A 24873-nucleotide genomic window follows, 5' to 3' on the forward strand; every position below is an offset into this window, starting at 1 on the left:
TTTTAATTTTAAAAATTTGATTCTTCCAATCATATCACTTTATTTGTTATAACCGTAGAAGAGACAAAAAATCAGTCACTTTTGACTGATTTTTCTATGATTTAGAAACTGTTAAATTCCGCTCCTGCTGCAATTTGGGAATATTAACCCTCTATTTCAAGAAGTAAATAAGGTAAGCCTAAGATAGTCCCAAGAATTCCAAGCATAACACGAATTCCAGAAGCTTTAACAAGTACCTTTTGGCCATTTTTTACTTGAATTTTATGAGACTTCATAAAACTTTGTCCAACCTGTAGCTCAATACTGTCTCCCTCAAATGACAGAGTTTTGCTTTCATTATTTGAAAGTTTATGTACAAGTTCACCATTAAGATATACCGCTACTTTTTGAGCAACACCAACCATACCCGTATCACGCGTAATTGTAATTTCCGACATAACTAACTCCTTTAATTTTTATCTATTCTATCATATCGGATATTTCAAGAAAAAGCAAAAAACCAGCCTCACGACTGGTTTTCTACTTATTTCTATAGTTTTTCCAACTCTTCATTGAGCAGTTTTTGTGCTACTTGTGGGTTGGCTTGGCCCTTGGTTGCTTTCATGAGCTGACCGATCAGGGACTTAGCCGCATTCTTATTGCCACCCTTATAGTCATTGATAGCTTTTTCGTTGTTGGCAAATACTTCTTGGATGATTGGCAGAAGCTGGGCAGGGTCTGAGATTTGAATCAAGCCTGCTTTCTGCACATATTCCTTAGCAGAGCCACCATTTTTAGCCAGATGAACAAAGACCTTCTTAGCAATCTTAGAGGAAATCGTTCCGTCTGCGATCAGGGCAATCATCTCAGTCAGGTTTTCAGGAGTCAGCTCAATTTCAGATATGGTCTTGCCTTCGGCATTGAGGTATTGAGCCACATCTCCTTGGAGCCAGTTAGAAACAGCCTTGGCGTCACCGCCTGCTGCAACAGCTGCTTCAAAGAAGTCTGACACAGCCTTGGTCGCTGTCAACTGCTTGGCATCGTAGTCAGACAGGCCGTAATCGCCCACATACTTAGCCCGGCGTTCTTTTGGAAAGGCTGGCAGACTGCTGCGCACTTGCTCAATCCAAGCATCCTCAATCTCAAAGATAGGCAGATCAGGCTCTGGGAAGTAACGGTAGTCCGCTGAACCTTCCTTGACCCGCATGAGTAGGGTTTCGCCAGTTGCTTCGTCATAACGACGGGTTTCCTGACGGATTTGACCGCCACTGCGTAGGATTTCAGCCTGGCGTTTTTCCTCAAATGCTAGACCCTTACGAACAAAGTTGAAGGAGTTAAGGTTTTTCAGCTCAGTCTTGGTACCAAATTCTTCCTGACCGAAAGGACGGATAGAAATATTGGCGTCGACCCGCATGGACCCCTCTTCCATCTTGACATCAGAGATCCCAGTGTACTGGATGATTTCCTTGAGGGCAGTCAGATAGGCATAAGCTTCTTCTGGACTGCGCATATCCGCTTCCGATACAATCTCAATCAGTGGCACCCCTTGGCGGTTGAGGTCCACATAAGAGTAGCCATCGCTACCATGGGTATTCTTTCCGGCATCTTCTTCCAAGTGAGCCCGCTCGATACGGATTTTCTTGGTCGTGCCATCTTCTAGCTCAATCTCAATCCAACCATTGTAGCCAATCGGCTCATCAAACTGAGAAATTTGATAAGCTTTGGGATTGTCCGGATAGAAGTAATTCTTGCGGTCAAAGTGCATCTTCTGGTGAATATCCATGTTCAAAGCCAGAGCAGCCTTGATACCATAGTCAATGACACCCTTGTTCATAACAGGTAAAACACCCGGGAAGGACCAGTCAATGATATTGGTGTTGGCATTAGGATCTTCACCGAAGTGAGCTGGAGCTGGTGAGAAAATTTTTGAATTGGTCTTCAATTCAACATGGACTTCCAGTCCGATAACTGTTTCAAAGTTCATTATTTTTCACCTCCAAAGATAACTGGCTGCTGTTTGTGATAGTCAGTCGTCGCTTCAAATGCTGCGGCTGCTTGATAGATAGTCGCTTCATCGAAGTGGTTACCAATCAGCTGCAAGCCAACAGGAAGACCATCTGCAAAGCCAGCTGGGATTGAAATGCCAGGTAGGCCAGCCAGATTGACTGGAATGGTCAAAAGGTCAGCCAGATACATAGCCACTGGATCTTGGTTTTGACTGCCTAAGTCATATGCTACTGTTGGTGCAGTTGGACCTAAGATCAAATCATATTTTTCAAAAACCTTGGCAAAATCCTGCATAATCAAGGTCCGAACCTGACCAGCTTTCTTGAAGTAGGCATCGTAGTAACCAGATGACAAACTGAAAGTACCCAGCATAATCCGACGTTTCACTTCTTCACCAAAGCCTTCGCTGCGAGATTTGACATAGACATCTTCTAGATTTTCAATGTCTTCCGCGCGGTAGCCATAGCGAATACCGTCAAAACGTTGCAGGTTAGAGCTGGCTTCAGAGGAAGCAATGATATAGTAAACAGCCACACCGTACTTGCTATGAGGCAAGCTAACTTCTTCAACGATAGCTCCCAAGCTTTCCAAGTGCTTCGCAGCTGCTAAAATCGTTTCCTTAACCTTGCTGTCAATTCCCTCACCCATGTATTCCTTAGGCAGGGCAATCTTCATTCCCTTGATGTCTTGGCCAATCTTGCTGGTAAAGTCTGGCACTGCCTCTTGTGATGATGTCGAATCCTTAGGATCATTACCAGAAATAACATTCAGAAGCTGTGCATTTTCCTTAACCGTTTGAGAGAAAGGCCCAATCTGGTCTAAAGAAGAACCAAAAGCAATGAGACCAAAACGAGAAACCCGTCCGTAAGTTGGCTTGAGGCCGACTACACCGTTAAAGGAAGCAGGCTGGCGAATAGAACCACCAGTATCAGAACCCAGTGATAGACGGACCTGACCAGAGGCAACAGCTGTCGCTGAACCACCAGATGATCCACCAGGAACCTTGCTGCTGTCCCAAGCATTCTTAGTCGTCTTAAAGTAGGAGTTTTCGCTAGAACCACCCATGGCAAACTCGTCCATGTTTGTCTTCCCAACGATAATCATATCCTTACCATAGAGCTTCTCTACACTGGTCGCATCGAAAATTGGCTTGTAGTTGTAGAGCATTTTTGATGCAGCTGTTGTCAAAATTCCCTTGGTTGAGATATTGTCCTTAACCGCCAGCGGAATTCCGCTCATGAGATTGTCAGCATCAATGCCCTTGGCATCTAGAGCCGCAGCCTGAGCCAAAGCCTCCTCTTCGCTGACAGTAATGAAGCTGTCTACAGCTCCTTCACGTTCTTTGATATCCGCCAAAGTTGCCTGAGTTAACTCTACCGCAGAAATTTCTTTCTTGACCAGCAAATCATGCAACTCTTCAATAGTCTTGTGATTAAAAGTCATTAGGCATCTCCTCCGTCATCTAGGATGGCAGGCACTTTGATGTACCCCCGCTCTTTTTCAGGCACATTTTGGAAAAGCTCTTCCCGATTCCAGCCTGGCTGAGCCACATCTTCTCGCATGTAGTTGATATTGGCAGCTACATTGGAAGTAAAAGGCACTCCTTCTGTATCTACTTCATTGAGCAATTCGACCATGTCGACAATCTTAGACAAAGTCGTTGCAAACTCAGCTGTTTCTTCTGGTGAGAAAGCCAGTTTTGACAACTTAGCTACATGACTTACTTCTTCTTGAGTAATCTTCATCTCTGATTCCTTTCGTAGAATATGTGAGTTTTAGCGACTGAAAATAAGAATTTGAGATGAGTTCTTTATTTCCAGAGCTTAGCTCACGTTTGTTTTGATAAGCTAGAGGACACCGATTTGTTTAGCATCCACTAACTCCTTTCTTGGGCTTATTCCTGCTATCCTCCAGGAATTCGCATCATTTCATTTTACCATATTTGGCTCTATTTCTTCAATTCCAAATGCAATTCTTTGACCTGTCTGTAGTCAACCAGACTCGGACTTTCCAGCATAGGATCAAAGCCTGTACCATTTTTGGGAAAGGCGATGACCTGGCGGATATTTTGCTCTCCAGCCAAGATCATAACTAAACGATCCAATCCTAGAGCTAAACCACCATGTGGCGGGAATCCGTATTCCAAGGCTTCCAAGAAGAAACCAAAGTCCCGCTCATAGTCTTCTCGGCTCATGCCTAATAGCTCAAACATAGCTTCCTGAGCCTTCCGGTCATGAATCCGCAGACTTCCTCCGCCAATTTCATAGCCATTCAAGACGATGTCATAGGCGTGGCTACGGAATTGACCAGGCTCTTGGCCTTCTTCAAAGATTCCCTGTGTGAAAGGATGGTGCATAGCTTGATAGCGATTTTGATCTTCATTCCACTCCAGCAGTGGCCAATCTACAACCCAGAGGAAATGAAGCAGACTCGGATCAATCAAGTCTAAAGCTTTTGCGACTTCTAGGCGAAGATGTCCCAAAGCTTCCTGAGCTCGACGCTTCTTAGCCATGACTAGCAGGATTAAATCTCCATCCTTTGCCTCAAAACGTGTCAGTAACTCCTGACTTTCAGCTTCAAAGGTGCTAGCCAAATCACCAACCAACTGGCCATTTTCAACCTTGAGGCTGGCAAAACGGCTACAACCAAATTCCTTCATTTCCTGATAGTAGTGACTTAGTTGCTTTTTGCTAAAAGCACTAGCCGCACCTGGCACACAGATTCCCATCACTTCCTCTTGGTTATCCAAGGCTTTCTTGATAAGAAGCGATTCATTGGACTGGCATAAATCCGTCAAATTCTTCAGCTCTAAACCAAAGCGTGTATCTGGCTTATCAGAGCCGAAACGACTCATAGCTTCTTCATAGCTGATCGTCGGAAAAGCTTCCGTCAGCTCTAAACCATGAGTTTTCTTGACAACAGACTTGAGCATAGCTTCAACCAGAGCTCGGATTTCTTCCTCGCTGGCAAAGCTCAACTCCAAATCCACCTGAGTAAACTCTGGTTGCCGGTCCCCCCGCAGGTCTTCGTCACGGAAGCAACGAACAATCTGATAATAGCGCTCAAGGCCAGCTCCCATAAGCAACTGTTTGAGCATCTGTGGGCTCTGAGGTAGCGCGTAGAATTGATTTTTATAGACCCGACTAGGAACCAAGAAGTCTCTAGCACCTTCAGGGGTTGACTTAGTCAGATAAGGCGTCTCCACTTCCAAAAAGTCCAAACCATTCAAATATTCCCGAATAGTTGAGGTGACCTGATGACGAACTTTAAGGTTATGTGTCATCTTCTCACGGCGCAAGTCCAGGTAGCGGTATTTCTGACGCAGGTCCTCCCCTGTATGGGCATGTTGGTCTAGCTCGAAAGGCAAGGCCTTGCTGCTAGCAATGACTTCAATTTTTTCAGCTCTCAGCTCAACCTGACCAGACTTAATGGACTTATTGATAAAACGATCTTCACGCTGAACCACTTGTCCAGTCACTGCAATAAGATCTTCCTTGCCGATTTCTTCTAGCTTAGCAAAGTCTTCAATCTCACCGCCAACAAAAACCTGAAGCAAGCCCTCACGGTCCCGCAACTCAATAAAGGCCAGCTTACCGTGATTGCGGATGTTGGCCACCCAGCCTTGTGCTGTCATAGTCTGTCCGACCTGCTCTAAACCATAGTTTCCGATAAAAATTTCTTTCATCTCTTCCTCTTTCTTTATACTCTCATTTTGTAAAAACTTCTTTTTCTATATTCTGGATTGCCTATACCGTAGTACACAAAGCTATTATTGAAATCCAATTATCAATTTCCCTAATGGTTGATCAAAAAGCCTTGGATCGAACTTTGTTTTCTATTTTGAATGAAATCTTAGAGATATAGAAAAAACCACGGCTTCCTCTGTAAAACAGACGAAAACCGTGGTACCACTGTTATTTGCCACCTAAGAAGGTAGCCTCTAAGCTCGTAACGTGAGCAACGTTTGCGCTTTATCACGCAAAAGATTATGAAACATGTTTTTCGGATTTTGCCTTCTTGGCGCTGCTCTCAGCTTCCAGCGCTCTCTGTGCAAGTTAGCAAACCTACTCTGCTTCTCTTTTACTTTTAAATTGTTTCTATTATAGTCGAACCGAGTACATTTTGCAAGTGATTGAGGGCAAATTTGTGATTTTCCTCTGAAATCGAAGCCACAGCAGGTTCCACCACTTGGATATGATAGCCTAAATTATAGGCATCAATTGCCGTATGCATAACGCAAATATCCGTCAAGACTCCTGTCAAAATGACCGTATCTACCTTTCTTTCCCGCAAACGAATATCTAAATCCGTCCCAGAAAAAGCCGAATAGTGGCGCTTATCCATCCAAAAGACCCGTGAATCTCCTTTATGTTTCTCATAGAAATCAGCCAAAGGCCCATACAAGTTTCGACCACTAGTTCCCTTGATATTGTGGGGTGGAAAAAGCTTGCTTTCAGGATGAAAGGCATCGTTCTCATCGTGGGCATCAATAGTAAAGAAGATATAATCTCCACGCTCAAAGGCCGCCTCAGTTACTTGGGCAATGGCTTCAGAAATTGCCTGAGCAGGCGCTCCTGCAGTTAATTTACCCTCATCTGCTACAAAATCAACTGTATAATCAATGGAAATTAGCGCTTTTGCCATCAGTAGTCCCTCTTTTTTATTTCCTCAAAAACATCTGGAATCAGCACTTTCAGATAGGTCCCTTTCATTCCCAAAGACCGGCTCTCAATGATCCCAGCACTCTCTAGCTTACGCAAGGCATTGACAATAACAGATCGCGTAATTCCAATACGGTCAGCAATGACAGAAGCTGTCAAGTGGCCTTCATTCCCATTTAGCTCTCCTAGGATGGCCGAAACAGCCCGTAATTCTGAATAAGACAAAGTGTTTACTGCCATTGTCACTGCTGTACGACGACGGATATTCTTTTCATCTTCTTCTCTTTGGAAATTCAATAACTGAATGCCCACAACGGTACTTGAAATTTCTACTAAGACCAAATCATCATTATCAAATTTCTCGTCATTTCGCCAAATAATCAAGGAACCCAAACGAATCCCTGAAACATGAATTGGTGCAATAGTTGTCAAACCATCTGGAAAATCCGACTGTGTCTCAACCGGAAAGATGGATAATTCATGCTCGACTGGCAAATTAGCCTCTGTATCGTAAATTAAATTAGCAGAACGAATATAATCATCTGGGAACATTTTAGTTTGGTAGAAGGCCTCTACACGGTCATTATTTGTTTTGTACCGCATAAAGTAACCCAACAAACGTCCCTTGCTATTAACAATACAAGCATTACAGTCCATAATTTCTGCCAACTGTCTTGTAATGTCATTGTATGGCAACTCTTCTTGAAGTTGCTCTTCAGAGCGCTTCAAAATAGATGTAATTTTTCTTGTTTTTTCTAATAAATGTGCCATAAGCCACCTCGTATTTAGTCCGATTGATTATATCATAAATTGACAGAAATTTCAATAATTATCTGAAAATTGCCTATTGAATAATAATTCTTTACATTTTATCCAGCGAACGATTTTAGTTCCTTCAAAACCAACATATTTTTGAAAACAGCGCGAGGTCCTGATTTAAATTTATTGGGATTTCAACGCTTCTTTTTTTGAAAGATAAAAGGAAGCTAGGGTTTTAACTTACCCTAACTTCCGGCCTATTATCTTGTTTGCTATATCTATAGTTTTTTCAAAAAATCTAGTTTTTACTCTCTTTTTTATGCTTCCAGACCAGCAATGCAAAACCAGATACCAAAGCGAGAATTCCGCTCATCATCGCCCAGACCGAAAGTCTGCTTCCAGTATTTGGCAATTTTGAAGAGCCTACAGACGTCTGCATAGAATGATTTTCACCAGGGTCTGATGACGTCGATGCCACTCTGTTAGCAGGCGCTTTGCGAGTAGCAACTCCTTTAACAATCGGCTCCTCTTTCGTTTTCACTAGCGGATCTGGGCTAGGTTCTTGCGTCTGCATTTCCACGCTTGGATTAGACTGGACAGAGCCATTCAAGTGCTTCTCTGTCTGATCCAAAATATTTCGATAGTGATCATCGCGTTTTTGTTTCTCTTGAGCTTGGATTTGAGCAGCTAAACGGTTATAGAGTTTCTCTGCTTGGGCCTGAGCAGCTTTCAGCTCTGATAGAGTCTGCTGTTTAGCTGCTAGATCGCTTGTCTTATCAGCTAAATCCTTCTCAGCTGCTGCCAGATTGGCTTGAGCTTGTTCCAGATTCGTTTGAGCATCCTGCAGGTTTGCTAAATTCTTTTGGGCTTGATCCAAAGCAGTCTGAGCTTGAGCAACTGCCACTTGGGCGGCATCACGCTTGGTTCGAGCTTGATCCAAAGCCTGATTGGCCTGAGCCAACGCTTTTTCTTCTTGAGCTAGTCTATCTCTGGCTACAGCTTGGGCGGCCTGAGCAGCCGACAAGGTCTCTTGAGCTTTTGAGAGGGCAGCTGCCTTATCTGCCTGATCCGAATTCGCAAGATTCAGTGCCTCTTGAGCCTTAGATAATTTTTCTTGATTCTTTTCTAATTCCTGCTTAGCAGTAGCTAGGGCGGCTTGGGCAGTTGCAAGTTCTAGAGGCGCTTGCTTGGCTTCATCTAATTGTTTTTGCGCCACTTGCACCGCAGTTATAGTTTGGTCATAAGCAGTTTGAGCAGTACTTTTTTCTGCTTGCGCTTGATCATGAGCGCTTTTAGCTTGATCATAGGCTGCCTGAGCCTGGGCTAAAGCTTGCGGATCACTAGAAGTAGAATTTCCACTGGCTGTTAAAGGTGTAGCATCAAAGTTATTTTTTGTCGCATATTTAACTTGATCTTCGGAAACCATAGTGAAATGGGCTACCGTGATATCGCTCTCCATCGAAAAATCAACGCCTAGATAATTTTTCTGGCTTCCTGTATTAAGACCAGAAATTGATTTGGCATGGACCCATTCATAGCCATTATACATAAATTCAACAAGAGAGAAGTAGATGTCTCGCTTCATATCTGCCACGCTCATCTGAGCTGTATTAGCTCGCCAGATATAGGCATTTTCGTAGTATTGAAGCCCTTGTTGCTCTTGCTCAGAAGTGGTCGTGACCAATCCATATTCACGAGCCACCCGATTTATCCCCCAAGTATCATGGTGATAGCGATTCATCAAATCCCAGTTCCAATTGTCATTTCTGTATGCTTGGGAAACCTTGTCAGCAAACTCTAAAGATGATGGAGTTAGTAAGGTTTCACCCGTTCCCATTTGAGCACGCAATTGGTTAATTAATTCTGAAGCAAACTGCGATAACTCTCTGCGAACCTCATAAGGAATATTATTGGTATCATACATTTTAGTGCTATCATTCGGATCTGCTATGTAGTTATTGTAAGATTTGGCCCTATCGTTAACTGCTGTCAACGTTGCTTCAATCTGACTGATTTGAGATTGCGGTGTATTTGGATCAGCCAACTGTTTCAATGCGGCAATATACTCCGGCGTCATGTAAAGCCTGTTTTTGTTGTTAGAAACAGAAGGTTTCAGACTGTCATTTTCAGTAGCCTGGGCTGCTTCCAAATTTGCCTGTGCCTGACTGAGCTTAGCTTGAGCTTCAGCTTCCTGAGAACTTGCTTTATCCAAAGTTTGTTTAGCCTTTTCAGCATCAGAGTCTGCCTGAGCTTTATTTGAAACAGCCTGATCAATTTTTTCTTGACGCTGACTATCTGATTGCTCAGCCTTGTTCACTTCCTCCTGTGCTTTATTGACTGCAGCCTGACTATTGGCTACATCTGCTTTTGCTTGTTCAAGATTTGCAGAAACTTCTGCACTCGATCCCTCTTGACTCTTTTGAGTTCGTTCCAAATCAGCTTGAGCTTGACTAACCTTTTCGTCTGCTTTTTTCAGAGCTTCTTTAGCCTCTTGAGTTTTTTGAGCTTGAGAGTTTGCCTGATTCTGACTTTTATCCAGTTCAGTTTGACTTGCTTGAGCTACTTTTTCTGCTTCCTTCACGGCTTCCGTTTGATTAGCTACAGCCTCTCTAGCCGCTTCTTTAGTTGCAGAAGATGCTTGAGTCCCTTCTTCAGCAGTTTTAACTGCCTCTTTTGCCAGCTCAGCATTCGCTTTGGCAGTTTCTACGGATTTTTCCGCTTCCTTGACCGCTGCTTCCTCTTCTTTGACCTGCTCATTCTTTTGATCTAAGCTGTCTTTAGCAGCATCAACTTCAGCCTTATTAACTGCTGAAACAGCTTGGGTATTTGTCCCTTGATCAATCGTATCTTCTGGCGCCGGCTTGCCTCCTGTCACTTGATCTGCTTTGGCCTCTTTGGCAAAGAGCAAAGACAAAGCAAGGGCACCAACAGAAAATGCACTCAGCATTTTTTTAAACATAAAAACTCTCCTTTGTGTTTAAATCTTTTCATCATTAGTAAAATAATGATGGAATTATTCTACCATCTTTAGATTTGACAGAAAAGTAGGTACCCAGTTCATTTGGACTTCAAACAAGAGAATCGAAAATTTTGTCATTAAAATGTTACATAAAAAATATACGAAAACTTGATAAAAACAAACATAATTTCCACTCCCATTTTTTTAGATCTGCTTTTATGTCATTTATTTCATTTTTTTAACAATTTTAAAATTAGAACTATTTAACTTAAAAAGTTAATTTAGAAACCATCTGATACAGTAATTTAGCCTTATTCCATTTAAACAACAAAAAAAGAAGAACATTTCGTTCTTCTTTTCACTTTTATTAACTTAATTAGCGCCGGTATTGTTGCAAGAAACGAGTCATTTTTTCTTGCACTTGGGCCAATTCATCCACACGTGGCAAATATACAATTCGGAAATGATCAGGATCCTTCCAATTGAAGCCACGGCCATGAACTAGCAGAATTTTTTCTTGTTTTAAGAAATTTAAAACAAACTGCTCATCATCATCGATCTCATACATTTCGCGATCAATCTTAGGAAAAATGTATAGACCTGCCTTAGGCTTGACTGCAGAAAGACCCGGGATGTCATTGATAGCTTTATAAATGAAGTTACGCTGTTCGTAGATACGACCGCCTGGCAACAATAACTCATCTACAGACTGATGCCCTCCCAATGAAGTTTGAACCACCTGTTGGGAAAGAACATTGGAACAGAGACGCATATTGGATAACATATTCAATCCTTCAATATAGCCTTGAACATGCTTCTTAGGACCTGACAACGCCATCCAGCCAACCCGGAAGCCAGCAATGCGGTGAGATTTTGACAAACCATTCATGCTGACACAGAACAAATCGGGTGCTAGACTTGCAATAGCCGTATGCTTCTCACCATCCATAACCAAACGGTCATAGATCTCGTCTGCGAAGATAATCAAATCATTCTGACGGGCAACTTCAACAATGTCTTCTAACACTTCCTTCGGATACAGGGCTCCTGTTGGGTTATTGGGATTAATCACAACGATAGCTTTGGTGTTTGAAGTAATTTTTGATTTAATGTCATCAATATCTGGATACCAATCTGCTTCTTCATCACAAAGATAATGAACTGCATTTCCTCCAGCTAGGCTTACTGCCGCTGTCCACAATGGATAATCCGGCATAGGAACCAGAACTTCATCTCCATTGTCTAGCAAGCCCTGCATAGACATTACAATCAGCTCACTGACACCATTTCCTAGGTAAATGTCTTCAATTCCAACGTTAGGAATATTTTTGAGCTGGCAATATTGCATAATAGCCTTCCGAGCTGAGAACAATCCCTTAGAATCAGAATAGCCTTCACTACTACGAGCATTGATAATCAAGTCATGAATGACTTCATCTGGAGCAGTAAAGCCAAACTCAGCTGGATTTCCAGTATTTAAACGCAAAATCCGTTCACCATTCGCTCGCATACGCATAGCTTCTTCGAGGACTGGGCCACGAATATCATATGCTACATGCTCTAGTTTGACAGATTTATTGTATTCTTTCATTTTGAACTCCTCGTTTCAATCAATCGTCTTATTATAACTCAATTTTTCTCAAAAATCCAAAAAATATCACAAAAATAATGAAAGAAAAATTGATTAGGAACTTCCTGTAAAGGGAGCTCTTCACCCTTCATTAAGCTATTTGAGCCTTGATTTCTTTTCATTTTTTAACGAGAATTTCTCCCCTTCTTACCGAAAATTGCTTTACTTCTTTCATGAAAAGGTTTACAATATAAATATAAGAGAATTTTCAGCAAGGATTGGAACTCTTAAAACAATCTTCATATTTTATGAAATAGAATTCAAGTTGAAAGCCAGGTTTTTCTTAACCATCGTTTTCAACAGGTTCCTAAACTGCTGAAACTTTCTTAGCATCTTTATGGAGGTAGGCTTATGTTACAAAAATATGAAAATATTCTAGTTGCAATTGACGGTTCCCGTGAAGCAGAATTGGCATTTGAAAAAGGAGTCAATGTTGCGCTTAGAAACAAATCTCGCTTAACCATTGCTCATGTTATTGATACTCGCGCTCTTCAAAGTGTATCAACATTTGATGCTGAAGTATATGAAGAACTGCAGGAAGATGCAAAGAAATTAGTCGCTGGCTATGAAAAGAAAGCTCGTGAGGCTGGTGTTGGTGATGTTGTTACTGTAGTTGAACTTGGAAATCCTAAAACTTTACTAGCAACAGAAATTCCAGATGAACAAAAGGTTGACTTAATCATGGTTGGAGCAACAGGACTCAATGCTTTTGAGCGCTTATTGGTCGGTTCTTCATCTGAGTATATCCTGCGTCATGCTAAAGTTGACTTGCTCGTTGTCCGTGATAGCGAAAAAACCTTATAGACATTTTGTTTTAGATATAAAAAAACTGAGATAATCTCAGTTTTTTTCTTTGGAGCCACAATTTTTTTCGTAGGCTTTTATCTGTCTTCCTAATTCTTCTTTAATGGCGGGTTCTGGCGCGTATTTCTCTTCCCAATCATCCGGCTTTAAAATTTTATGAGTTACCGGATCAAAATGGGCTTTTCCGTCAGGGAAAATTTTACCCATATTGGCTTGATGGACAATTGTGAAAAGTCGCTCTGGATCCACCCCCATTAAAACAAAACTTCCATAAGTAAAGTAGAGTGTATCAATCAAGGCATCTACTTGACCAACTAAAGAAATCTCTGCTGGATTCTTTCTCTTAACCTTGGTAGCTGCCTTGTCTAGAGCATCGTGCAAGTGGGCAACTGCCTCGTCAAACTCTTCTTCTGAACTACTTGAAGCACGCAAAAATTCCACTAATTCTTCAAGTTTAAAGGCTGCCCGATGGCGAGCTCCTTCAGGCGTCCATGCGATCGGTTCTTCCTGAGTCTTCTTATCCATGACTCCATGAAATTCTTTAACCTTATTAAAATGATGGTCACTACTAGTAAAGACTTTCTCACTTGCTAAAATACCAAAATGCTCCAAGGCTTTATGAATCCCGTCTTGACTATTGCTGGTCGTTGTATGCTTGGCAACTTCTTTAACCTTACTAGTTCCATTTCCCATTGCAATTGACATGCCTACTCCCGACAACATTTCAAGATCATTGTCTGAATCGCCAAAAGCCATCACTTGGTTGATATCAAAGCCATATTCTTTTCCTACACGCGCAATACCCTGCAACTTTGAGGTATCCCCATTGATGATGTCTGCCGCATAGGGACTAGAACGAGTAAACTTCAAATCTGGGAAATATTCCTCCATAGCCTGAGTTTCTTCAGGTGTAGCCAACATCACCACTTGATAAATGGGCTCTCGCGAAATATCTAACAGATCGTCTTTCTGTTGTGGAAGAGCTTTACTAACAACCCTGTTAAAGCCATAACTAATATAACGTGCAAAACCTTTAGGCACAAAGCGACTGCTCCACTGAGAGAATTTGCTCATGCCAAAGCGCATAATATGACTGCCAACCATATCTGTTTCTGTCCCAAGAGCAATTTCCTTTTTATGCTTTTTGGCATAATCAATGATTTCTCGAAGACTAGACTTATCAATAGGGGTCGCAGAAATAACCTTTTCCTTTGAAAATATATACTGGCCATTATAGGTAACTGCAAAATCCAAATCCAAATCTTTCATGAAAGATTGGACGAAAAAGGGACCTCTTCCTGTGGCCAAACCGACAAAAATACCTTGTTCTTTCAGACTCTGAATAGCCTGCTCTGTTGATTTGAGGACAGTTCGGCTGTCATTGACCAGAGTACCATCAATATCGAAAAAAACAGCTTTTACTTCCATACTTCTTATTCTTTCCTTTTATGATAAAATAAATTATAACACAATTTGGAAAGAAGCTCATCTATGAACAAAAAAATATTGGTATTGCATACTGGTGGCACCATTTCTATGCAGGCTGATGGAACCGGCAAGGTTGTAACAAACGACGAAAATCCTATGAATCATGTTACCGTCCCCTTGGAAGGCATCCAAGTTACAGCTCTCGATTTTTTCAACATCCCTAGCCCCCATATGACACCAGAACATATGCTTCAACTCTATAAAAAAATCAAAACCTCTTCTAAGGATTTTGATGGAGTCGTCATTACCCACGGGACCGATACCCTTGAAGAAACAGCATATTTCCTAGACACTATGGAAATTCCTGACATCCCAGTCGTCCTCACAGGTGCCATGCGTAGTTCAAATGAGCTAGGTAGCGACGGGGTCTATAATTACCTTTCTGCCTTGCGTGTAGCTGCTGACCAGAAAGCTCACGGCAAAGGCGTCTTAGTCGTTATGAATGATGAAGTTCACGCAGCTAAATACGTTACCAAGACTCATACCACAAATGTCAGCACCTTCCAAACTCCAACCCACGGCCCCCTTGGACTTATCATGAAACAAGAGGTTCTATATTTTAAAACAGCTGAGCCACGTGTTCGTTTTGACTTAGACAAGATCACCGGCTTTGTCCCTATTATCCCTGCCTACGCTGGCATGAAGACTGAATTACTAGATATACTTGATTGTAGTCATCTGGATGGTTTGATCATTGAAGCTTTTGGAGCAGGTAACCTCCCTCAGGAAGTCGCTGAAAAATTAACCTTTTTCATTAATCAAGGAATCCCTGTTGCCTTGGTTTCTCGATGCTTTAATGGTATCGCTGAACCTGTCTATGCCTATCCTGGCGGTGGTGTACAGCTTCACGAATCCGGCGTCTATTTCGTCAAAGAGCTAAATGCACCTAAGGCCCGTCTTAAACTCCTCATTGCTCTTAATGCAGGACTAAAAGGACAGGAATTAAAAGAATACATGGAGGGATAAATCGCCTTTTTCTATTATAAGTAAGTTTAAACGAGGCTGGGATTCTTTTGTCCCAGCCCCGTTTTTTGTTGAACTTAAAAATTCGAAAATGAAAATGTAGAGCTTTAAAACTGAGAAGCGATGAATTAAAAATTTTCATTTTTTGTTCTGTCCCACCGCCTTTTAATCTAAGAATAGCTTTACTGAAATGATTGTAAATACTGTTCAATCTGAGAAAGACCGCCCAGTTCATATTGGTGGAGAAATTCTGTTCCAACAATGGCACCATCTGCACCTGAATCCCTGATGCAAGAAACATCTTGAGCATTTTTTACGCCAAAACCAACATAAACTGGATCTTTTGAATAATGTTTGAGTAGGGGTAAAATTTCTTGATAGGGGGCATTTTCTAAAGAAACTTTTTCACCAGTTTTCCCAGAATGAGACATTAAGTAGATAAATGTATGCGACAAAACACATTGAGTTTTCACATCGACTGCTTTGCTTGCGGGAGATACAAGAGCTACCTGTTTTGGAAAGGTAATCTGCGATAAAACAGCATCCACACACAAGATTCCTGCATACAAGTCCATTGGGAGCTCCTGTAGAGAAAAACGTTCTACTCCTTCTTTATAGGTCATCAGCACTACTTGAAAAGTGTACTTTTCCCTGATTTGTAACAATATTTTTGTCAGTTCAGCTGTTGACAGCCCCGCTTGAAGCAGTTGGTGATTTATTCTTTGAATCAGCTCTCCATCTAAAAAAGAATTTGTTGCAGGAAGACCGATTTCTACCATTGGCACTTGATATTTCTGCAATAAATCCAGTAACTGAAAGAAGGTTTCTCTGTCTGGATAGGAAATGGGTAAATAGAAAATAGGCATCATCAGAAACCACCACCTACTGCTTTAAGGAAGAAACCTAAAATTGGACCATAAACGCAGTAATCCGTTTCACTAAGAATTCTCATAATTGGTGCATAGCTTGCAACCAAAGGCAGCAACAGAGCTTGTCCAAATATGAGCAAAAAGCCATTGGTCAGAGAACCAATAATCGCCCCACGCGTTCCTCCGTGAGCATTGCCGAAAATAGCTGTAATGGCGCCAGTAAAGAAAGTCGGAATCAGGGCTGGAAATACAATCACTGGATAGTTTACCGCTCCCAAAATCAGCATACCAATGAGCCCAGAGACTAGGCTGCAGAGGAAACCAACGATGACAGAGGTGGGATAATTAGGAAAGAGCAGCGGAATATCCAAGCCGGGTTTAGCATTTGGAATGAACTTCCCAGCAATTCCATGAAAGGCAGGAATAATCTCCGCCAGCATCATACGAACGCCTGTGATAATCACCGTAATCCACATACCAAATTCTACCCCTTTGGTAATACTAAATACAACAATATCCTTACCGCCACTGACTTCTTCCATCATCCAGTCATTGCCTGCAAAAAGACCGAGACAAAAGAAAAGCAAGGTCATTACGAGGGTCAAAGCAATCGTCATTTCTCGCAGAAAATTTAATTTCTTTGATAGTTTTAGATTTTCCAAATCACTGTTTTTATTGCCAAAAATTTTTCCTAAAATAGAGGCAACAACCAAACCTGTTGAACTGGAATGCGCCAAAGTAAAACCATCTGCTCCCTTAACTGGCTTGATAAAAACATTGACATACGCACAGCTTAGAGTCATATAAAGACCTAGTATAACTGCACCAAGGAGAACAAGCGGGATAAAGTCCAGCTGGGTGTTAAATTTCAACAAGGCTGCTATCATTCCAGCAAAGAAGAAAGAAACGTGAGGAGATAAATGTACAAACTTAAGGGGAGTAAGGCGGGCTAATAGAATATTGATTAAAAACCCTACTGCAAAAATTAGAGCCATTTCTGTTCCAATGGAAGCAAGACTCTCAGCCTGAGCTGCTCCAATATCAGTCATATTTTGTGCATCAACCCCAAAAATCTTAGAAATCATCAATTGAAGCGGAAGCAAAGCTCCACCCAATGTCTGGCCGCCAATATTAATCATTGTAAAGCCAATAATCGCTTTAATGGTACTGGGAAGAATCTTATCCCACGATTTCTTCTCCGCAAGCATACCCAAAATTACGACAAGACCAATGATAAAAATCGGCTGGCTTAGAACATTATTAATCAGATATAATAAAAAATTCATTTTTGATACCTCCTACTTTATGAGCTTACTTTTCTAACTGAGCAATCGTGGCTAATAGCTGTTCTTTCAAGTACTCCTTGTCCATTAAATTATCAATACGGATTACTTTGCTTTGGGCATGCGCTAATTGATTGGCAAAATCGGATGTCGTAATCACAATGTCGTAGCTATTCGGATCAACCGAACCAATATCAGACGCATCGATTTCAGCTTCAATGTTTTCCGCATCAAGAATTTGCTGAGCAAACAAACGCTCCATCATGGAACTTCCTACTCCAGCACCGCAAACTGTAACAATCTTAATCATTTTCTGTTCCTCCTTTGATGATAGAATAAATTTCTTGGCTAGTTTTAGCACTATAAAGTTGAGTAATGATTTCTTGATGGCTGAGTGTTTCAACCAATTCTGACAAAGCCTTTAAGTGCGTCTGATGATCCGTTGCACAAAGACCAATCACTAATTTTACCGGATCATTTGTTGGATGGTTAAATTTTATAGGGTCTTGCAAGGTCAGTAAACTAAATCCTATTTTTATCGCTCCTTTTTCCGGTCGTGCATGTGGCATGGCAATCCCTGGGGCAATGACAATATAAGTCCCATTTACCTGGACATTTTCTAGCATTCCTTCGACATAACTTTCTCTTGCTGCTCCACTTTGAACAAGCAGGCGCCCGCACTCTCTAACCGCATCTTCACGGTCTTTGGCAGGATAATTGGCTTCAATTGTTGCTTGGGTTAAAACTTCCATTAACATTGGCTCTTTTTTCTCCTCTTTCTTTTGTTTTTGCTTAAAAATTGTTCCCTGCAGTAAGAAAGTCAAATCTGAAAAGATAGCACTTTCTTGCTCTTTTTTTAAATGAATCCGCCGTTTAATGACGGTTAGGATTTCATCAGCATGAATCTCTTTTAAGGACTGATTAGATATTTTTTGAATTCTCTCAATATCTTCACTCAAAAGCAAGGCATTAACCTTGATTGTTGGAAAACGCGCTTCTGGGATATCAACTGTTGTAATAATCAAATCTGCATGATGGGTTTGCTGCCAAGCAAGTGCTTCACGTTTACTGAAAGTTCCTAGAATATTAAAAGCAAATACTCGCTGCAAACGGCTGTTTAACATCTGAGAAGTACTAATCCCCTCATTACAAACAATAATAATATCATTTAAAACCCGCTTTTGAAATCGTTTACGTTGCAGAGATGATTCAAAAAACAAGGTTAAAAATGAACTCTCTTGTAAAGTAAAGGTCACTCCCAGTTTTCTTTCAAGTGCTGGCAAACTTTCAAGAACAGCCTCATGCAACTCCTTAAAATGGCTAATAACCTCATCATACAAAGGGTTCAAGAGTTCTTCCCCATTTAAAAGTCGCTTCGTCGCAGGCCTTAAATGAGTCAGAATTCCTTCAAATAAATCTGTATCAACACAAAAATACGATTCTTCCGTCAACTTAGAAACGCTATTGATAAAATCTAGTACAATCACGTTCCAAGACAGCCAGTCATCCGAAAGTCTTTCTTCTGGGTCTAATAAAGAAGCTTCCGCCACCCGATCTGCTAGGTACTTTAAATCTTCTGGATGATGACTAATTGTTGCAAACAGCTGATGGAAAAGGGGGATACTTTGCAGTATTAGCTCTTCTAAAATTAGCTGTTCAACTGTCTCTTTCTTAGGTATGAAATGCTGCTGTTGAAAACGAGAATAAGAAACCCAGAAATAAGCCAGCAGACGTTCAAAGGCCGTTTGCGAAATGCGCCGGTTTAGTTTTTCTAATAGTACTGACAAAAGTTGGCTGAGCTCTTCCAATTGCGCAACAAATTCAGAGGAAGCAAAAATATTAATTTTGGCAACAGGAAATAAACTCGCCGCAAGCCGTCTAATCACTGCCTCATCACCAGATAGATGATAGCCCACAAACGAAATTGGTATTAACTCTATCCCTTGTGTGGAGAGTGCCGCCCGAATCGTTTTAATTTCTTTAATAATCGTATTTCTAGATAGACCATATTTGGCAATTGCTGCGGTAATGCTAAAATGATCCATATCCAATAGCATATCAAGCAGCAGCTGTTTCCGCCGAATTTCCTCATCTAAAAGGAGCAGTTCGCTCTTATTTACCAATAAATCTGAGAAGGTCAGATATAACTTTAATGGATAAGAAATTCTCTTATTTTTGACTTGTATGGGCGGAAAATCATGTTGTTTTAAATAGCCATTTACCTTTTCAATATCATTGAGAATCGTCCGATTAGACACCTTAAATAATCGACTAAGCTCATCAATTGTGGTAAGCTGCTCAGTCGTACAAACACGTTGGAACAATTCTGATAATCGACTTTCCATTTCTTTCCTCCTCATTCTTATTATATAATTTTGAAACGAAGCACGTAAAGTCCAAGTTTTTGCTTCTGATAGGAAAAGAAATCAACTTGGAATAAAACGAAGAGTAGGATAGACTCCCATGATGACTGTGTAATTGACTACAAAATAATGTATCGTAGAAGAGTACGTATAAAAATCGGAATTTGTTTTAAGACAACAAAAAAAGACCACTCATCCTAAGTGGTCTCCCTATTTTCATTTATGTTATAAAAAGGAGATTCCCTACTTGCCGTAAGTAGAAAAAATCTTTTCCGAATCCTTGAAAACTTTTTTATAATCTACGTGAATATTTACTGTCATGATCAATACCTCGTTTCTTTTGATTGACTTTATTATAGGCAGTAAAACTTAAGTCATTCTTATAAAAAACTTTCAAAAAGCTTAATCCAAATAATCTTGCTTATCAAAATGAAGAGCCACTAGATGCCAGTTAGGATCCCTCCGCCAGTCTTTATTCTGCACAATTTGGCTAGCTACCTTTCTAGCTTCTTCCAAGATAGGGTAGTCCTCTACGATATCGGCCACTTGAAATTCTGGAATACCAGACTGACGAGTTCCAAAAATCTCTCCTGAACCACGCATTTTTAAATCTTCCTCAGCAAGTACAAAGCCATCTGTCGTTTCCGTCATGATTTTCATACGTTTCTTCCCGGACTCTGTTTTTGGATTTGCGACAAGAACGGCATAGGATTGTTTATCACCACGTCCCACACGCCCGCGCAACTGATGGAGCTGGCTGAGACCAAAACGATCAGCATCCATGATAACCATAATCGTTGCATTGGGCACATTAACACCCACTTCAATGACCGTTGTAGACACTAAAATATCTACCTCTTTATTCTTGAAGTCCTGCATAATAGCCTCTTTTTCGTCACTCTTCATCTTACCATGAAGAAGAGAGACTCGGGCATCTCCTCCAAAGTAAGCTTGCAGTTCTTCTTCTAAGTCAATAGCATTTTTTAGATCCAGAGCTTCTGATTCCTCAATCAAAGGAGAAATAAAATAAACCTGAGCTCCCTTTACTAATTCTTTTTTTATCCAATCGAGTACGACCTCGAGTTGCTCATGCTTAACCCAACGGGTAATAATAGGCTTTCGTCCCGCCGGCATCTGGTCAATAATGGATACATCCATATCCCCAAAAGCCGTAATGGCCAAAGTTCTGGGAATGGGAGTAGCAGTCATCATGAGAACATCAGGATTGTCTCCTTTTTCCCGCAAAATTCTACGTTGAGCAACCCCAAAGCGATGCTGTTCATCTACGATAACCAGTCCTAGACGATGGTATTGAACGCCATCTTGGATCAAAGCATGGGTTCCAATTACCATATCTACCTGACCAAGCTCTATAGCCAGCAAAGTCTCTTTACGCTCAGCTGCTTTCATACTACCGGTTAATAAGGCTAGTTTTAAATCAGGAAAGAGCTGACTGAGGCTTTCAAAATGCTGCTCAGCCAAAATTTCTGTTGGAACCATTAAAGCCGATTGGTAGCCAGCTGTATGCACAGCATACATGGCCAAACCAGCCACTACTGTCTTCCCACTTCCAACATCTCCCTGTAAGAGTCGGTTCATGTGAGCAGGCGACTTCAAATCAGACAAAATTTCAGTCAAAGCTCTCTCCTGAGCTCCTGTCAGAGGAAAAGGTAGCTGACTTTTTTTCTCTTGTAGCTGCTCTTCCTGCCAATCCAGTACCAAACCATTGCTGACATCCTTTGTTTCCATTTTAAGCACCTGAAGTTGCATTTGGAAATAGAACAATTCTTCGAATTTGACACGACGTAGCGCCTGTTTGTATTCTGCCAAATCTTTTGGAAAATGCATGGCCCTCACTGCTTCTGCTCGAGATAGCAATTGGTAGCGTTCCAACAAGACCTGGGGTAAATTTTCTTCAATCAGTAAATCCAAGCCTTGGTCAAAAGCTGTTTTAATTAATTTAATCAGACTTGTCTGGCTAATCCCTTGAGCCACCCTATAAACTGGCTGCAAGTCGTCTTCGACCTGAGCCAAGAGCTTCATCCCAGTCAAGCTAGCTTTAGCCTTATCCCACTTTCCAAAAACAGCAATATTTGCCCCCACTTCAACCTTATCCGCCAAATAAGGCTGGTTAAAGAAATTGACAGCTAGGATGACTTCCCCTTGCTTGATTGAAAAACGGAGACGGTTGCGTTTAAACCCGTAATACTGAACATTTGCTGGTGTCGCAACTATACCAGAAATGACGGCCTTTTCTCCATCCTCTAGATCAAGCACCTGCTTGCTTTGAAAATCTTCATAGCGAAAAGGAAAATACAGTAGTAAATCCTGTAAGGTCTCAATACCAAGCTTTGCAAACTTTTCTGCTGATTTCGGTCCTACTCCCGGCAGAACCGATAAGGGTTGGTGTAAATTCATAGTTCCTCTTTCAGTTCTAGCATCAAATGGCTTTCTCTAACTACATATTTCATCAAGGAGGCTTAAACTAATTAATTCTTGTAAATTCTTGGTACCCGATCACTAATCAAACAAACCACTTCATAGTTAATCGTTCCTCGTTTCTCAGCAACGTCAGTCGCCGAGATACTTTCTGTTCCGCTCTTACCAATGAAAACAACTGGTGTGCCCAGAGGATATTTCTTCGGCAAGCGAACTGTAATCTGGTCCATGGATACTCGACCAACTATTGGACAACGTTGACCATCAATGAGAACGTCAAAACCTTGCATATCCCTAGTCCAGCCATCTGCATAACCCAGTGGAATTGTTCCAATAAATTGTCCTTCATCCGCTGTGTAGGTTGCTCCGTAACCAACATCAGCCCCTGCTTCTACTTCTTTGACATGAACCAATTCTGAAACCAAAGAAAGAGCTGGTTTTATCTCATAAGGCAGTTCAAGGGCACTTCCACTAGGATTGAGACCATAAATAATATCTCCCAAACGAACAGCATTCATAACAGTGTCCGCATGCCAAAGAGAAGTAGCTGAATTGCTAGCATGAATAATCGGTGGAAGATCATCTAATTCCGCTAAGATCCCCTTAAAACAAGCTAACTGCTCTTCAAACTTACTAGCATCTGCCTCGTCAGCTGTTGCAAAGTGAGTAAAGATTCCTTCCACCTGAACACCAGCTACCTGGAGACGATTAATGGCCTCTTGAAGAAACTGGCTATCTCTAAAGCCAATCCGGCCCATACCTGAGTCCACTTTCAGGTGAACAACCAGACCTTGCAAAGACGAGCCTGAAGCCTCCAGCAAGTCCAGCCATTCTAAACTAGCCACGGTCAATGTAATCTTGTGCTGAATTGCCAGAGGTACTGCCTCTATGGCTGAAACCCCTAAAATTAAGATTTTTTTATCCAGGCCACCCTCTCTTAATTCCAAAGCTTCGTCAATGTTTGAGACACAAAAACCGTCTACAATATCATCAATATAACTTGAAACAGCTACTGCACCATGCCCGTAGGCATTAGCTTTGACGACAGCCCATTTTTCAACATCTTGAGGCAAATGGGCTTTTAATTGCTCAATATTAAAATGAATTGCTGATAAATCAACAAGTGCTTGACTTGGCCTATGTATACTAGTTTTCATCTCTTTCCTCCAAAATAACGCTAGCCATCACTAGGGTACCTGCATGGCTAATAGATACCCAAACCTTCCCAGAAAAAGGGGTCTTCGTAAATACTGGAGCACCTCTTTCATCATTCAAGACTTCTAAATCTTGAAAACTAAGCTTGCCAATTCCTGTTCCCCAAGCTTTGGAAAAAGCCTCTTTAGCTGACCAGCGACCGGCCAAATATTCTATCTTTCGCTTGCCAGAAAGTTCTTCAAAACGAAGCCATTCTTTCTCTGTCAAGACTTTTTTTGCGAAGCGAGCATTTTTTTCATAGGCCCGCTGAATAGAAGATAACTCCTCTATATCAATTCCATGTCCTATAATCATCTTTGTTCTCAGAATGAGACAAAACTCAGCTGGAAATCCAACTGAGCTTGCTGCATTCCGACCAATTGGCGACATTTTCTTTTGCCAAACGGTCCCTTTCATTTCAATAATAGAGTTATTTTTCTAAATGGCTATAAATTTCTCGAATCAACTGTTCAGTCTTGTCCCATCCTAAGCAAGGATCTGTAATGGATTTTCCAAAGACCTCTGGCTGATCTTGTCGGCCATCTTCCAAATATGATTCAATCATAAAGCCACGAACACTCTGCTCAATCTTTTCATTCCAGTCTCGATTTAAGAGAGTCTCACGAACAATCCGCACTTGCTCTAAATATTGCTTCCCTGAATTGTCATGGTTCGTATCAACCATGATGAAAGGATTGGACAAGCCTAACTTTTCATAACCTGAAATCGCTTCAAGAAGATGTTCATAATGATAATTCGGCTCATTCTTTCCATTAGCATGAATTGCGCCACGAAGGATGGCATGGGCCAGAGGATTACCTGAGGTCTCCACTTCCTGAGAACGATAGAGGAAGGTCTGTTTATTTTGTGCAGCATAGATGGCATTAAACATCACAGCTAAATTACCTGAAGTCGGATTTTTCATTCCCGCAGGAGTAGACAAACCTGAAGCAACAAAACGGTGTTGTTGATCTTCAACCGAACGTGCTCCTACAGCCATATAGGAAACCAAATCGTCGACTAGAGATACATTTTCAGGATAGAGCATTTCATCAGCCGTAGTCAGGCCTGTCTCAGTAATGACACGGTAGTGCAGATGACGAACTGCCTTGATACCAGCCATTAAATCTGGTGCTCCTGCTGCATCAGGCTGATGAATCAAGCCTTTATAACCGTCACCATTTGTACGGGGTTTGGCTGTATAGACCCGCATAACAATGAAAACATGTTTTTTTACTTCTTCCTGAAGGGCGGCCAGACGTTTAGCATATTCTATGACCGCTTCTTCATTATCAGAGGAGCAAGGACCTATGACCAATAAAATCCGCTTGTCTTTTCCTCTGAGAATAGCAGCCAACTCCTGGTCGCGAACTTGCTTCGTTGCCAAAGCTTTTTCATCAAGCTGAGACAAGGTACGAACCTGCTCTACGTCAACAATAGGACCTCTTGTTGTAAATGTCATTCCAACTCCCCCT

Annotated in this window: 20 protein-coding genes; 2 read left to right on the top strand and 18 right to left on the bottom strand. The window is 41.4% G+C overall.

Annotated elements, in window-relative coordinates; genetic code table 11:
• Positions 1-143: 143 nt before the first annotated feature.
• The 9 genes from O3640_RS00825 to O3640_RS00865 all read right to left on the bottom strand — a co-directional run bounded on the left by O3640_RS00825 (position 144) and on the right by O3640_RS00865 (position 11956).
• Complete coding sequence (locus O3640_RS00825) at positions 144-437, bottom strand: hypothetical protein (protein WP_045505682.1); 294 nt, start codon at positions 435-437, stop codon at positions 144-146.
• 92 nt (positions 438-529) lie between these two features.
• Positions 530-1963, bottom strand: coding sequence for an Asp-tRNA(Asn)/Glu-tRNA(Gln) amidotransferase subunit GatB (gene gatB / locus O3640_RS00830; RefSeq protein ID WP_046165065.1), 1434 nt, complete (start codon positions 1961-1963; stop codon positions 530-532).
• Positions 1963-3429 (bottom strand): Asp-tRNA(Asn)/Glu-tRNA(Gln) amidotransferase subunit GatA, encoded by a 1467-nt coding sequence (gene gatA, locus O3640_RS00835; RefSeq protein WP_061596127.1) that lies wholly within the window; start codon positions 3427-3429, stop codon positions 1963-1965. Before gatA ends, gatB begins: the two co-directional genes overlap by 1 nt.
• Positions 3429-3731 carry an Asp-tRNA(Asn)/Glu-tRNA(Gln) amidotransferase subunit GatC gene (gatC, locus tag O3640_RS00840; RefSeq protein WP_005591696.1) on the bottom strand — a complete coding sequence of 101 codons (303 nt, stop codon included), beginning with the start codon at positions 3729-3731 and terminating at the stop codon, positions 3429-3431. The genes gatA and gatC overlap by 1 nt, the downstream gene beginning before the upstream one ends.
• A 203-nt stretch (positions 3732-3934) precedes the next feature.
• Positions 3935-5671, bottom strand: coding sequence for an aspartate--tRNA ligase (aspS, locus tag O3640_RS00845; protein ID WP_061596128.1), 1737 nt, complete (start codon positions 5669-5671; stop codon positions 3935-3937).
• Between the two features lie 401 nt (positions 5672-6072).
• Complete coding sequence (locus O3640_RS00850) at positions 6073-6630, bottom strand: cysteine hydrolase family protein (protein WP_048778225.1); 558 nt, start codon at positions 6628-6630, stop codon at positions 6073-6075.
• Positions 6630-7418 (bottom strand): GTP-sensing pleiotropic transcriptional regulator CodY, encoded by a 789-nt coding sequence (gene codY / locus O3640_RS00855; protein WP_008808441.1) that lies wholly within the window; start codon positions 7416-7418, stop codon positions 6630-6632. Before codY ends, O3640_RS00850 begins: the two co-directional genes overlap by 1 nt.
• A 286-nt stretch (positions 7419-7704) precedes the next feature.
• Positions 7705-10365: an SEC10/PgrA surface exclusion domain-containing protein gene (locus O3640_RS00860; RefSeq protein WP_061596129.1), complete on the bottom strand. Its 2661-nt coding sequence runs from the start codon at positions 10363-10365 to the stop codon at positions 7705-7707.
• A 376-nt stretch (positions 10366-10741) separates the two neighbouring features.
• Positions 10742-11956 (bottom strand): pyridoxal phosphate-dependent aminotransferase, encoded by a 1215-nt coding sequence (locus O3640_RS00865; RefSeq protein WP_008808439.1) that lies wholly within the window; start codon positions 11954-11956, stop codon positions 10742-10744.
• 390 nt (positions 11957-12346) lie between these two features.
• Here O3640_RS00865 and O3640_RS00870 point away from each other — a divergent pair, with 390 nt between their 5' ends.
• Entirely contained in the window at positions 12347-12799 is a 453-nt protein-coding gene (locus O3640_RS00870; protein ID WP_011999938.1) for a universal stress protein, read from the top strand.
• Positions 12800-12835: 36 nt separating this feature from the next.
• Here the strand turns inward: O3640_RS00870 and O3640_RS00875 are convergent, their stop codons facing one another.
• On the bottom strand, positions 12836-14227 hold the full coding sequence (locus O3640_RS00875; protein WP_061596130.1) for a Cof-type HAD-IIB family hydrolase: 1392 nt from the start codon (positions 14225-14227) through the stop codon (positions 12836-12838).
• Positions 14228-14290: 63 nt separating this feature from the next.
• Between O3640_RS00875 and O3640_RS00880 the strand changes: the two genes are divergently transcribed.
• Positions 14291-15253, top strand: a complete 963-nt coding sequence (locus O3640_RS00880) for an asparaginase (RefSeq protein ID WP_371586463.1) — start codon at positions 14291-14293, stop codon at positions 15251-15253.
• A 179-nt stretch (positions 15254-15432) separates the two neighbouring features.
• Here O3640_RS00880 and O3640_RS00885 read toward each other — a convergent pair whose 3' ends face one another.
• The 8 genes from O3640_RS00885 to O3640_RS00920 form a co-directional block, all read right to left on the bottom strand.
• Positions 15433-16119: a tryptophan synthase subunit alpha gene (locus tag O3640_RS00885; RefSeq protein ID WP_045634292.1), complete on the bottom strand. Its 687-nt coding sequence runs from the start codon at positions 16117-16119 to the stop codon at positions 15433-15435.
• Positions 16119-17405: a PTS ascorbate transporter subunit IIC gene (locus O3640_RS00890; protein WP_011999934.1), complete on the bottom strand. Its 1287-nt coding sequence runs from the start codon at positions 17403-17405 to the stop codon at positions 16119-16121. Before O3640_RS00890 ends, O3640_RS00885 begins: the two co-directional genes overlap by 1 nt.
• A 25-nt stretch (positions 17406-17430) precedes the next feature.
• Positions 17431-17712 (bottom strand): PTS sugar transporter subunit IIB, encoded by a 282-nt coding sequence (locus O3640_RS00895; protein ID WP_011999933.1) that lies wholly within the window; start codon positions 17710-17712, stop codon positions 17431-17433.
• Positions 17705-19747: a PTS sugar transporter subunit IIA gene (locus tag O3640_RS00900; RefSeq protein WP_061596132.1), complete on the bottom strand. Its 2043-nt coding sequence runs from the start codon at positions 19745-19747 to the stop codon at positions 17705-17707. Before O3640_RS00900 ends, O3640_RS00895 begins: the two co-directional genes overlap by 8 nt.
• A gap of 420 nt (positions 19748-20167) precedes the next feature.
• Positions 20168-22183, bottom strand: coding sequence for an ATP-dependent DNA helicase RecG (recG, locus tag O3640_RS00905; RefSeq protein WP_371586467.1), 2016 nt, complete (start codon positions 22181-22183; stop codon positions 20168-20170).
• A 71-nt stretch (positions 22184-22254) separates the two neighbouring features.
• On the bottom strand, positions 22255-23361 hold the full coding sequence (gene alr / locus O3640_RS00910; RefSeq protein ID WP_195321400.1) for an alanine racemase: 1107 nt from the start codon (positions 23359-23361) through the stop codon (positions 22255-22257).
• The gene (gene acpS, locus O3640_RS00915; RefSeq protein ID WP_045506039.1) at positions 23351-23713 is read right to left on the bottom strand and encodes a holo-ACP synthase; all 363 of its coding nucleotides are present in this window, start codon (positions 23711-23713) and stop codon (positions 23351-23353) included. Before acpS ends, alr begins: the two co-directional genes overlap by 11 nt.
• 115 nt (positions 23714-23828) lie before the next feature.
• The gene (locus O3640_RS00920; protein WP_195321401.1) at positions 23829-24860 is read right to left on the bottom strand and encodes a 3-deoxy-7-phosphoheptulonate synthase; all 1032 of its coding nucleotides are present in this window, start codon (positions 24858-24860) and stop codon (positions 23829-23831) included.
• Positions 24861-24873 lie beyond the last annotated feature (13 nt).

It is taken from the genome of Streptococcus sp. 27098_8_75, from assembly GCF_041432475.1.
Taxonomy (GTDB): domain Bacteria; phylum Bacillota; class Bacilli; order Lactobacillales; family Streptococcaceae; genus Streptococcus; species Streptococcus gordonii.

Bases quoted from the DNA above. Each gene is read 5' to 3' on its own strand.
- O3640_RS00860 (WP_061596129.1), bottom strand. From the start codon at position 10,365: ATGTTTAAAAAAATGCTGAGTGCATTTTCTGTTGGTGCCCTTGCTTTG.
- O3640_RS00825 (WP_045505682.1), bottom strand. From the start codon at position 437: ATGTCGGAAATTACAATTACGCGTGATACGGGTATGGTTGGTGTTGCT.
- codY (WP_008808441.1), bottom strand. From the start codon at position 7,418: ATGGCACATTTATTAGAAAAAACAAGAAAAATTACATCTATTTTGAAG.
- O3640_RS00885 (WP_045634292.1), bottom strand. From the start codon at position 16,119: ATGATGCCTATTTTCTATTTACCCATTTCCTATCCAGACAGAGAAACC.
- alr (WP_195321400.1), bottom strand. From the start codon at position 23,361: ATGAAAACTAGTATACATAGGCCAAGTCAAGCACTTGTTGATTTATCA.
- O3640_RS00870 (WP_011999938.1), top strand. From the start codon at position 12,347: ATGTTACAAAAATATGAAAATATTCTAGTTGCAATTGACGGTTCCCGT.
- O3640_RS00920 (WP_195321401.1), bottom strand. From the start codon at position 24,860: ATGACATTTACAACAAGAGGTCCTATTGTTGACGTAGAGCAGGTTCGT.
- O3640_RS00850 (WP_048778225.1), bottom strand. From the start codon at position 6,630: ATGGCAAAAGCGCTAATTTCCATTGATTATACAGTTGATTTTGTAGCA.
- gatA (WP_061596127.1), bottom strand. From the start codon at position 3,429: ATGACTTTTAATCACAAGACTATTGAAGAGTTGCATGATTTGCTGGTC.
- O3640_RS00865 (WP_008808439.1), bottom strand. From the start codon at position 11,956: ATGAAAGAATACAATAAATCTGTCAAACTAGAGCATGTAGCATATGAT.
- O3640_RS00900 (WP_061596132.1), bottom strand. From the start codon at position 19,747: ATGGAAAGTCGATTATCAGAATTGTTCCAACGTGTTTGTACGACTGAG.
- recG (WP_371586467.1), bottom strand. From the start codon at position 22,183: ATGAATTTACACCAACCCTTATCGGTTCTGCCGGGAGTAGGACCGAAA.
- gatB (WP_046165065.1), bottom strand. From the start codon at position 1,963: ATGAACTTTGAAACAGTTATCGGACTGGAAGTCCATGTTGAATTGAAG.
- O3640_RS00875 (WP_061596130.1), bottom strand. From the start codon at position 14,227: ATGGAAGTAAAAGCTGTTTTTTTCGATATTGATGGTACTCTGGTCAAT.
- acpS (WP_045506039.1), bottom strand. From the start codon at position 23,713: ATGATTATAGGACATGGAATTGATATAGAGGAGTTATCTTCTATTCAG.
- O3640_RS00880 (WP_371586463.1), top strand. From the start codon at position 14,291: ATGAACAAAAAAATATTGGTATTGCATACTGGTGGCACCATTTCTATG.
- aspS (WP_061596128.1), bottom strand. From the start codon at position 5,671: ATGAAAGAAATTTTTATCGGAAACTATGGTTTAGAGCAGGTCGGACAG.
- O3640_RS00890 (WP_011999934.1), bottom strand. From the start codon at position 17,405: ATGAATTTTTTATTATATCTGATTAATAATGTTCTAAGCCAGCCGATT.
- gatC (WP_005591696.1), bottom strand. From the start codon at position 3,731: ATGAAGATTACTCAAGAAGAAGTAAGTCATGTAGCTAAGTTGTCAAAA.
- O3640_RS00895 (WP_011999933.1), bottom strand. From the start codon at position 17,712: ATGATTAAGATTGTTACAGTTTGCGGTGCTGGAGTAGGAAGTTCCATG.